General features: G+C 73.5%; 6 protein-coding genes. 1 reads left to right on the forward strand and 5 read right to left on the reverse strand.

All coding sequences use genetic code 11. The features are described from left to right. The first annotated feature begins 18 nt into the window (after positions 1-18). Positions 19-681 (forward strand): class I SAM-dependent methyltransferase, encoded by a 663-nt coding sequence (locus tag AB852_RS08715; RefSeq protein WP_073785754.1) that lies wholly within the window; start codon positions 19-21, stop codon positions 679-681. A 26-nt stretch (positions 682-707) separates the two neighbouring features. Here the strand turns inward: AB852_RS08715 and AB852_RS08720 are convergent, their stop codons facing one another. From AB852_RS08720 to AB852_RS08740, 5 genes are read right to left on the reverse strand one after another with little or no spacing between them, the layout of a single operon-like run. Next, positions 708-1,817, reverse strand: coding sequence for an HAD-IIIC family phosphatase (locus AB852_RS08720; RefSeq protein ID WP_073787545.1), 1,110 nt, complete (start codon positions 1,815-1,817; stop codon positions 708-710). Between the two features lie 35 nt (positions 1,818-1,852). Beyond that, positions 1,853-2,968 carry an acyl-CoA dehydrogenase family protein gene (locus AB852_RS08725; protein WP_073785756.1) on the reverse strand — a complete coding sequence of 372 codons (1,116 nt, stop codon included), beginning with the start codon at positions 2,966-2,968 and terminating at the stop codon, positions 1,853-1,855. After that, complete coding sequence (locus AB852_RS08730) at positions 2,961-3,242, reverse strand: acyl carrier protein (RefSeq protein WP_073785758.1); 282 nt, start codon at positions 3,240-3,242, stop codon at positions 2,961-2,963. Before AB852_RS08730 ends, AB852_RS08725 begins: the two co-directional genes overlap by 8 nt. 22 nt (positions 3,243-3,264) lie before the next feature. After that, the gene (locus AB852_RS08735; protein ID WP_073785760.1) at positions 3,265-4,134 is read right to left on the reverse strand and encodes a 3-hydroxyacyl-CoA dehydrogenase family protein; all 870 of its coding nucleotides are present in this window, start codon (positions 4,132-4,134) and stop codon (positions 3,265-3,267) included. Positions 4,135-4,151: 17 nt separating this feature from the next. Then, a complete protein-coding gene (locus AB852_RS08740) occupies positions 4,152-10,610 on the reverse strand; it encodes a type I polyketide synthase (RefSeq protein WP_073785762.1) in 6,459 nt (2,152 codons plus the stop codon). Between the last annotated feature and the right edge of the window lies 1 nt (position 10,611).

Here is a 10,611-nt window from a genome sequence, read left to right on the forward strand (position 1 = left end):
CGAGAGGAACCCCGCGCCATGGCACACCAGACGGCAGCCACCCCCGACCTGCTCGCCTATGTCCGGGAGGTCTCCCTCCGCGACGACGAACTGCTCAGGGAACTGCGGGAGACCACCGCGGACCTCCCCGGCGGGACCGCCATGCAGGTGATGGCGGAGGAGGGGCAACTCCTCTCCTTGCTGGTCGGGTTGACGGGTGCCCGGGCGGTGCTGGAAATCGGCACCTACACCGGCTACAGCACCCTGTGCATGGCCCGCGCGCTCCCGGCGGACGGAATGCTGGTGTCCTGCGACATCGACGACCGGTGGCCTGCCGTCGGCGCCGACTTCTGGGAGCGCGCCGGGGTCGGCCCACGGATCGATCTGCGGATCGGTGACGCGGCCGGGATCCTGGACACCCTGCTGGCGGAGCGCGGGCCGGAGAGCTTCGACCTGGTGTTCATCGACGCCGACAAGACCAACTACGTGCGCTACTACGAGTCCTCGCTGGCGCTGGTGCGCGGGGGCGGTCTGATCGTGGTCGACAACACCCTCTTCTTCGGCAGGGTCGCCGATCCGGCCGCCGTGGACCCGGACACCGCCGGGGTCAGGGCGCTGAACCGGGTGCTGCACCAGGACCCGCGGGTGGAGCTGTCGCTGCTGACGATGGCCGACGGGATCACGCTCGCCCGCAAGCGCTGAGGACCGAGGGGGGAGCGTCGGGGCAGTCAGAGTGCTCCCGTCCCCTGTTCCGGCGCCCCCGGGTCGGGTGCGCCGAGGTCGGGTGCCTCCAGGCTCATGGTGGTGGACACCGCGCGCGGTCCGGGGGCCAGATGCAGCCGCTGGAGTCCCACGAGCGCCGACGCCGGTTCCAGGCCCGTGGCGCACGGGCACGGGTCCTCCTCGAAGCCCGCGAAGCGGTAGGCGATCTCCATCATCCGGTTGCGCTCGGTGGCCCGGAAGTCGGCCACCAGATGGACCCCGGCCCGGGCCGCGGAGTCGGCCAGCCAGTTCAGCAGGGTCGCGCCGGCGCCGTAGGCCACGACCCGGCAGGAGGTCGCGAGCAACTTGAGGTGCCAGAGCCCCGGGTGCCGCTCCAGCAGCAGTACGCCGACCGCGCCGTGCGGTCCGAACCGGTCGGTCAGGGTGACCACCAGTACCTCGTGCCCGTGGTCGGTGATCAGGTCGCGCAGCACCGCGTCCGGGTAGTGCACCCCGGTGGCGTTCATCTGGCTGGTGCGCAGGGTCAGTTCCTCGACCCGGGAGAGCTCGTCGCCGGTGGCCCGGCCGATGCGCATCCGCAGGTCCAGGGTGCGCAGGAACTCCTCGTCGGGTCCCGGCGCCGCAGCGCGCTCGGCCTCGCGGCGGAAGCCCGCCTGGTACATCTGCCGACGCCGCCGGGAGTCGACGGTGCTGGTCGCGGGCGTGAACTCCGGCAGCTCCGGCAGCGCGAGGACCTGTTCGGCCGGGTAGCACCGCACCTCGGGCAGATGGAAGGCCACCTCGGCGCGCTCGGCGGGCCGGTCGTCGACGAACGCGATGGTCGTGAGCGCGAAACCGAGCCGGTCCGCGATCCGGCGCACCGCCTCGGACTTGGCGCCCCACCCGATCTCCGGGAGTACGAAGTACTCGGCGAGGCCGAGGGCCTCCAGCCGGGCCCAGGCGTGCTCGTGGTCGTTGCGGCTCGCGATGGAATGCAGGATGCCGCGGGAGTCGAGCTCGATCACCGCCTTGCGCACCTCGTCCGGCAGCCCTACCTCACCGTCCTCCAGCAGGGTGCCCTGCCAGAGCGTGTCGTCCAGGTCCCAGACCAGGCACTTGACCGTCACGGGCGCCATGTCGTCCTCCGTCGGCTCGTCGGCCGGGGGCCCGTTCACGGTGCCTCCGGACGGGAGAGGGCGTGCTGAGCCAGCATCAGACGGCACAGCTCGTTGCTGCCCTCGATGATCTCCATCAGTTTGGCGTCCCGGTACGCCCTGGCCACCGGATGTCCGTCCCGCGCCCCTGCCGAGGCCAGCACCTGGACGGCCGTTGCCGCGCCCCGGGCCGCCTGGGTCGCGCTGACGTGCTTGGCCAGGACGGTCGCCACCACCTGGTCCGGCGCCCCCTCGTCCCAGCGGCGGCTGGCGTGCTCGCACACCCGGCTGGCCACCTGCTCGGCCGTGAAGATGTCGGCGAGGTGTCCGGCGACGAGTTGGTGCCCGGCCAGCGGTTCGCCGAACTGTTCACGCCCGGCGGCGTGGGCGGTGGCCGCCGCCAGACAGGCCCGCAGTATGCCCACGCACCCCCAGGCGACCGATATCCGCCCGTAGGCGAGCGCGGTCGTCACCAGCAGGGACAGCGGCAGGGCGTAGCCGCCGAGAACGCTGTCGGCCGGCAGCCGGACCCCGTCGAGACGCACGTCCGCGTGTCCGGCCGCCCGGCAGCCGAGCGGGTCGGTGATCCGTTCCACCCGGACGCCCGGCGCGTCGGCGGGCACCACCACGGCCGCCGCACCGTCCTCGTAGCGGCCGACGATCACCAGCAGGTCGGCGTAGTGGGCGGCGGTCACCCACTTCTTGTGTCCGTCCACGACGATCGAGTCGCCGTCGCGGCGGACGGTGGTAGTCATCGCCGCGAGGTCGCTGCCGGCGCCGGGCTCGCTGAAGCCGACCGCCGCCAGTTCACCCCCGGTGAGCCGGGGGAGGTACCCGGCCGACTGCTCCGCGGTGCCCAGGCGCCGCACGGTCCACGCCGCCATGCCCTGGGAGGTCATCACACTGCGCAGCGAACCGCACAGGCCGCCCACATGGGCGGTGTAGGTGCCGTTGTGCATGCTGCTGAGCCCCCAGCCGCCGTACTCCTCCGGGACCTCGGCGCACAGCCGGCCCTCGGCGCCCAGCTCATGGAGCAGATCCAGCGGGAGCAGGCCGGTCCGGTCCCACTCCCCCGCCAGGTCGCCGACCCGCAGGGTGACCGCGGTGAGGGCACCGGCCAGGTCCTCACCCATCGTGGCTCCCGGGGGCGGGCCGGCGGAGCCGGTCGACCAGTCCGGCCATCCGCCGCACGGTGCGGAAGTTGTCCAGCCGGAGGTCCGCGCCGCGGACGGCGATGGTGTAGGTCTTCTCCAGATGCACCACCAGTTGCATGGCGAACAGGGACGAGAGGCCCCCGGCCGCGAACAGGTCGGTGTCGGCTTCCCAGGGGGTTCCGGTGTGTCCCTCCAGGAACCCCAGAAGCTCCTTCTCCAGGTCGTCGGCGTTCGGGGTGCTGCCCGTGGTCATGGCTGTCTCCTCGTCGGGTTCGTCAGGTGTAGTCGTAGAAGCCGCGCCCGGACTTGCGGCCGAGCCGGCCCTCACGGACCAGTCGCACAAGCAGCTCGCTGGGGCGGCAGCCGTCGTCGCCGGTCCGTTCGTGCAGCACCCGGAGGGAGTCGACGAGGTTGTCGATGCCGATCAGATCCGCGGTGCGCAGCGGGCCCGTGGGATGTCCCAGACAGCCCTGCATCAGGGCGTCGACGGCCTCGGCGGTCGCCGTGCCCTCCTCCACGACACGGGCCGCGTCGTTGATCATCGGGTGCAGTATCCGGCTGGTCACGAAGCCCGGTGCGTCCCTGACCACCACCGCCCGCCGCCGCAGGGCCGCGAGCAGCGACGTCACCGCCGCCATCGCGGGCTCCCCGGTCCTGGGCCCGCGGACCACCTCGGCGGTCCCGATCAGATAGGGCGGGTTCATGAAGTGGGTGCCGACCAGTTCCTCCGGCCGCTCCAGCGCCCCGGCCAGCTCGTCCACGGGGATCGAGGAGGTATTGGTGATCAGCGGGGTTCCCGGGCGGACCAGTGCGGAGACCTCGGACAGGACCGCGGCCTTGGTCGCCGCGTTCTCGGTGACCGCCTCGATGACGGCGGTGGCCCCGGCCGCGGCCTTCAGCGAGGTCCCGGTGACCAGTTCGCCCGGGGAGATGCCGGGCGGCAGCGCGCCCATCAGCTCGGCCAGCCGGAGCTCGCCGTCGATCCGGTCCCCGGCCCGGTCGAGCAGCTCCCGGTCCACGTCGACCAGATGCACCGGCAGACCGTGCCCGAGGGCGAGGACGGTGATGCCGACGCCCATCACGCCGGCTCCCAGCACGGTGAGGGCGTGCCGCGGTGGCGATTCGTCATGCGGAGCGGTGGTCAACGGACTCTCCTTCGGCTTCACAGGTCATCGGAGGTGCGGAGGACGGCGCCGAGCCAGGTGCCGACGGCGTCCCCGGTGGTCGCGACATGCTGTTCCATGATCGAGAAGTGGTCTCCGGGAACGTCGACGACGGCGTCGGCGGAGGCCCAGGACGAGCGCCAGTCACCGGCCCCGGCGGACGGACTACCGAGGGGGACGGACGCGCGTACCAGGAGCACCGGGGCATGGACCGCCGGCGGTTTCCAGTCGTCGAGCAGACGGAAGTAGCCGCCCATCGCGGTCAGTCTGGTCCCGTCCATCGGGGCCGCCCGGTCCTCGCGGGCGAACATCCCGCCCAGCAGCACATCGTTGAACTGGGTGATGCCCGTGTTGTCGGAGAGATAGGTGTCCAGCAGCACCACGGCCGCGGGCCCCTCACCGCGGCGTTCCAGTTCGGCGGCCACCCCATGGGCGAGCGTGCCGCCCGAGGAGGAGCCGGCCAGCACCAGGGTCCGTCCGGACAGTTCGCGGAGCAGCGTCGCCGCCTGGAATCCCACCAGGGCGGCCATATCGGCGGGCAGTTCCTCCTCAGGGGTGAAGCCGGGGGCGTCCAGGGCGGTGACGGCGTAGCGGTCCCGGAAGCGGGCGGCGAAGCGGGCGTACTGGTGGGCGCCGCCGAGGGCGACGACGGAACCGAAACAGACGATCACCGGGGCACCGTCGCGCTCGTTCAGACGCAGCAGTCGCGGACCGGTGCCGGCCGCCGCGAGTTCGTCGCCGCCGCGGAACGCCGGGCGCAGGGCGGAGGCGTGCTTGAGCAGGGCGATGCCCTCGTCGGTCCGGCCGAGCGCGCAGGCCCGTCGGAACAGTACGCTCACCGGGTCGTTGTCGGACTCGGTGTCGGACGCGGCGTCCGGCGGGGTGTCTGTCACGGCCGGCGGCGCGATACCGGTTCGGGGTGCGGGTTCGGGTTCGGGTTCGGCGCGCGCCGCGGTGGCGAGGCGCGCGGCGAGCCCCGCCGGCGTCCCGCTGTCGAAGACCACGGAGGGCCTCAGCCGCAGACCGGTGGCGGCGGCCAGACGGTTGCGCAGTTCGACCGCGGTCAGCGAGTCGAAACCGACGGAGAGGAACGGCACCGTCCCGGACAGCGCCCCGGACTCGGTGTGGCCGAGGACGTCGGCGGCCTGGGTGAGGACGAGTTCACGCAGGATCAGCTCACGTTCCTGGGCGTCGGCGGCGTCGAGCCGGTTCCGCAGCGACAGGGCGGCCGTCGCCGCCGCTCCCGCCGGGCGGCCCCGCCGTACCAGCGAGCGCAGCATCGGGTGGACCGGACCGTCGCGGTGCGCGGGGAGGTCGAGGTGTGCCAGGACGGCGGGGGTCCCGTCACCCGTCTCGGCGGCGTCCGCGGCGAGAGCGGTGTCCAGCAACGCCATGGCCTCCGCGTCGGAGAGGCCGCGCGCGCCGCGTCGGTCGATACGTCGCCGTTCGGCGCCGTCGAGTTTCGAGGTCATCCCGCTGTGCCGCTCCCAGAGCCCCCAGGCCAGGGACAGCCCGGGCAGCCCGAGCCGTCGGCGTTCGGCGGTCAGCGCGTCCAGCGCGGCATTGGCGGCGGAGTAGGACGCCTGTCCCGGACTGCCCAGCACGCCCGCCGCGGAGGAGAAGACGACGAACGCCGAGAGATCCGTGCCGCGCGTCAGCCGGTCGAGGTGCCGGGCGGCGTCGAGCTTGGGCCGCAGCACCGCCGTCATCCGCTCCCGTGTCAGCCCCTCCAGCAGGCCGTCGTCGAGCACTCCGGCGGTGTGGACCACTGCGCACAGCGGATGGCGCGCGGGGATGGCCGCCAGAGCGGCGGTCAGTGCCTGACGGTCCGACACATCGCAGCCGACGGTGGTCAGCTCGGCCCCCGCCGCGGCGAGTTCGGCCGTCAGCTCCGGCATCCCGGGAGCGTCGGCGCCCCGGCGGCTCAGTACCCGGAGACGGCGTACCCCGTGCGCGGTGACCAGATGGCGTGCCAGGACGGCCGCGAGAACGCCTCCGCCACTCAGCAGCACCGTGCCCTCGGCCGGTCCGAACAGTCCGGTCGCCCGGGTCGTGGGCCCGGTGCCGGGCCCCGCACCGGGCGCGGCCACGGCCCGGGGGGCGGTCGGCCGTAGCAGTCGGGGCGCGTGCAGTACGCCGGCGCGCAAGGCTGCCTGCGGTTCACCGGTGGCGAGAAGTTCGGTGAGCGCGTCAACGACACCGTCCGGCCGGTCGATGTCCAGCACCACGAACCGGTCGGGGTGTTCGAGCTGGGCTGCCCGGAGCAGGCCCCAGACGGCCGCCGCGCCGAGGTCCACGGGGCGCGGCTCCCCGGTGGGCGGACCGGGCGCGCCCCGGGTGAGCACCACCAGCGGTACGGCTGCGGCGGTGTCGTGGGCGAGATGACGCTGGAGGTGTTCGAGGACGGAGGCCGCGACCGCGTGCACCGCCGGGATTCCCTCGTCCCGGGCCGAGGCGTCCCCCGGCAGGGCGTCCCCGGTCGCAACGTCGCTGGTCGCCGCAGCCACGGTCCCGACGGCCACGGTCCCGTCGGCCATGGTGGGAGCCTGCCCGGCGCGGGTGTCCCCGGCCGGAGCGGTGCCGGTCGGGACGTTCCCGGTCGGAGGGTTCCCCGCCGGGGCGGACGGGGGGCAGATCAGCAGTACCGCGTCGGGCGCCGCCGACAGCGGCACGACGGGGAAGCCGGCCGGCAGCAGCCGGTCGTCCCGCGGGCCGAGCAGGCCCCAGCGGGTGACCGGGCGTGGGCCGGTCGGCGCGGTGATCGGGGTCCAGCCGACACGGAACACGGAGCCCGACGACGCCCGCAGCGCGTCGGCGCGCGCCGCACGCAGGGCGAGCGAACCGACCGTCACCACGGCACGGTCCGACGGGTCGGTGATCCGCACGGTGACCGCGTCGGGTCCGTCGGAACGCAGCCGGACGCGCAGCACCGGCGCGTCGGACGGCTCGATCTGGACCCGCTGCCAGGAGAACGGCAGGGGGACACCGTCGGCGGCCCCCGGAGTACGGGAGCCCTCACGCAGACCGGTCGCCTGGAGGGCCGCGTCCAGCAGGACCGGGTGCACCCCGAAGCCGCCCCGCCCGGCACCGGGAAGGCCGGCGGGCCGTGCGACCTCGGCGTGGATCTCGTCCCCCGCGCGCCAGGCGGCGCGCAGACCCCGGAACGCCGGTCCGTAGTCGATGCCACCGGCTTCGAGCAGCTCGTACAGTTCGTCGACGTCCAGGGGGACCGCACCGGGCGGGGGCCACGTACCGTCCGGCCGTGCCGCACCGTCCGAGGGGCTCCGCACGCCGACCGTCCCGGTCGCGTGCCGGGTCCAGACCCGGTCGGGCCCGGTGGCGTCCTCGGGGCGGGAGTGGAACTCCACCGGACGCCGTCCCGAATCGTCCTCGGCACCCACCAGGACCCGCAACTGTACGGCGCGGTCATCGGTGGCATCACCGGGCAGCAGCAGCGGGGCGGCCAGGGTCAGCTCCTCCACCAGAGCGCAGCCGAGGCGGCGGCCCACGTGCGCGGCCAGCTCCACGAAGGCCGCGCCCGGCAGGATGACCGCGCCGGCCACGGTGTGGTCGGCGAGCCACGGGTGGGTGGCCAGGGACAGCCGTCCGGTGAAGAGGGTGCCCGCGTCGTCCGGCAGTTCGACCGCCGCGCCGAGCAGCGGATGGTCCGCCGCCGATTGACCGGTGGACACCGGGTCGCGATCGGCCGGAAGGGCGTCGAGCCAGTAGCGGCGTCGCTGGAAGGCATAGGTGGGCAGGTCCACGCGCTGGACACCGGTCCCCGTGAACAGCGCCGCCCAGTCGACCGGCAGACCGCGGACCTGGGCCGCGGCGAGGGCGAGCTGCATCTGGCGGAGTCCGCCCTCCCCGCGCCGCAGGGTGCTGAGCACCAGCGCCTCCGGGGCGCCCGCGTCGGCGGCCGTGTCCTCGACCCCGTAGGTCAGGACGGGGTGGGGACCGGTCTCGATGAAGACACGGTGTCCGGCGGCGAGCAGGGAGCGGGTGGCCCGCTCGAACTCAACGGTCCGACGGAGGTTGCGATACCAGTACTCGGCGTCCAGGGCCTTGGTGTCCAACAGGGCGCCGGTGACGCTGGAGTAGAACGGCACCGGACCGGAGAGGGGAGTGATCCCCGCCAGATCGGCGAGGAGCTGTTCGCGGATCTCCTCCACATGCGCGGAGTGCGAGGCGTAGTCCACCTCGATACGACGCGCCCGCACCTCCTGCTCGACGAGCTGGTCGACCAGCGTCGTGACCGCGTCCGCGTCGCCCGACACCACCGTCGACGACGGACCATTGACCGCCGCCACCGACAACCGGCCGTCCCAGGAGGCGATCCGCTCCCGCACCTCATCCACCGGCAGCGGCACCGACGCCATACCGCCGCGGCCCGCCAGCACACCCACCGCACGACTCCGCAGCGCCACCACCCGCGCCCCGTCGTCCAGACTCAAACCACCCGCCACACACGCAGCAGCAATCTCACCCTGACTGTGACCCACCACCGCATCCGGCACCACACCGAACGAACGCCACACCTCGGCCAGTGACACCATCACCGCCCACAACACCGGCTGCACCACATCCACCCGGGCCAACGCCTCGGCCGAGCCCAGTGCTTCTCCCAGCGACCAGTCGGCATAGGGCGCCAGCGCCCGCTCGCACTCCGCCATCCGAGCCGCGAACACCGCCGACCCCTCCAGCAGCTCCACGGCCATCCCCACCCACTGCGAACCCTGCCCCGGGAACACCAAGACCGAACGACCCGGTGTCACCCCACCGCCCCGCACCACCCGCGGGGAGTCCACGTCCCGTGAGAGGGCCGCGAGGCCGGTCAGCAACTCGTCGCGGTCCGACCCGGCCACGACCGCCCGCTCCGCGAAACGCGAACGCCCCACCGCCAACGAGTAGCCGACATCCAGCACATCCAGCCCGGGCTCCGCCAGTACCCGCGCGTGCAACGCCGCCGCCTGCCCGCGCAACGCCGCACCGTCCCGCCCCGACAACGGCCACACCACCACCCCCGGACGCGGAACCGATCCGGCCGGTCCGGTCGAGGTGACAGGAGGTGCCGACTCCACGATCACGTGGGCGTTGGTGCCGCTGACACCGAAGGAGGAGACGCCCGCCCGGCGCGGTCGGCCGGTCTGCGGCCAGGGGGTGGCCGCGGTGAGCAGGGAGACGGCCCCCTCGGTCCAGTCGACCTGGGTCGAGGGGCGGTCGATGTGCAGGGTGCGCGGCAGCAGCCCGTGACTCATCGCCAGTACGGTCTTGATCACGCCGCCGACCCCGGCGGCGGCCTGGGTGTGGGACAGGTTGGACTTCAGCGACCCCAGCCGCAACGGCCGGTCGGCGGGGCGGCCCTGGCCGTAGGTGGCCAGCAGCGCCTGCGCCTCGATCGGGTCTCCGAGCATGGTGCCGGTGCCGTGCGCCTCCACCATGTCCACCTCGTCCGGGGCGAGTCCGGCTCGGTCGAGCGCGCCGCTGATGACGCGTTGCTGGGCCGGGCCGTTCGGGGCGGTCAGTCCGTTGCTGGCGCCGTCCTGGTTGACGGCCGAACCACGGATGACGGCCAGGACGGGATGCCCCGCGCGCAACGCGTCCGAGAGCCGCTCCAGCAGAAGCAGACCGAGTCCCTCACCGAACCCCGCCCCGTCAGCCGTGGACGAGAAGGACTTGCTGCGCCCGTCGGGGGCCAGGCCGCGCTGGCGACTGAATCCGACATAGAGGCCGGGGGTGGACATCACGGTCACCCCGCCGGCCAGGGCGAGGGTGGCGTCGCCGGAGCGCAGTCCCTGACAGGCGAGGTGGATGGCGACCAGCGAGGACGAGCAAGCGGTGTCCAGGGTCACCGCCGGACCCTCCAGGCCCAGGGTGTAGGCGATCCGGCCGGAGGCCACACTGGGGATGGTGCCCGTGCCGAGGAAGCCCTCCAGCTCGTCGGGCACCCGGTCGAGCCTGGACGCGTATTCGCTGTAGATCACTCCGGTCCAGACCCCGGTGCGGCTGCCGCGCAGCGTCAGCGGATCGATGCCCGCGCGCTCCACCGCCTCCCAGGACGCCTCCAGCAGCAGCCGCTGCTGCGGGTCCATGGCCAGCGCCTCACGGGGCGAGATGCCGAAGAAGCCCGGGTCGAACCCGGTGGCGTCGTGGAGGAAGCCGCCCTCGCGGACGTAGAAGGTCCCGGGGGCGTCGGGGTCGGCGTCGAACCGTCCCTCGACGTCCCAGCCGCGGTCGGTGGGAAACGGCGCGACCGCGTCACGCTCCTTGACCAGCAGCTCCCACAGATCCTCCGGGGTTTGTACGCCGCCGGGGTAGCGGCAGCTCATGGCCACGATCGCGACGGGCTCGGCGGAGTCGTCGCGGAGCCGTCGGTTCTCCTGGCGCAGGCGCTGGTTGTCCAGCAGCGAGGCACGCAGGGCGGCGACCACCTGGTCCGTGTCCGTGTCCGTGGGCATC

Origin of the sequence: Streptomyces uncialis, assembly GCF_001905345.1 — a bacterium.
Lineage (GTDB): Bacteria > Actinomycetota > Actinomycetes > Streptomycetales > Streptomycetaceae > Streptomyces > Streptomyces uncialis.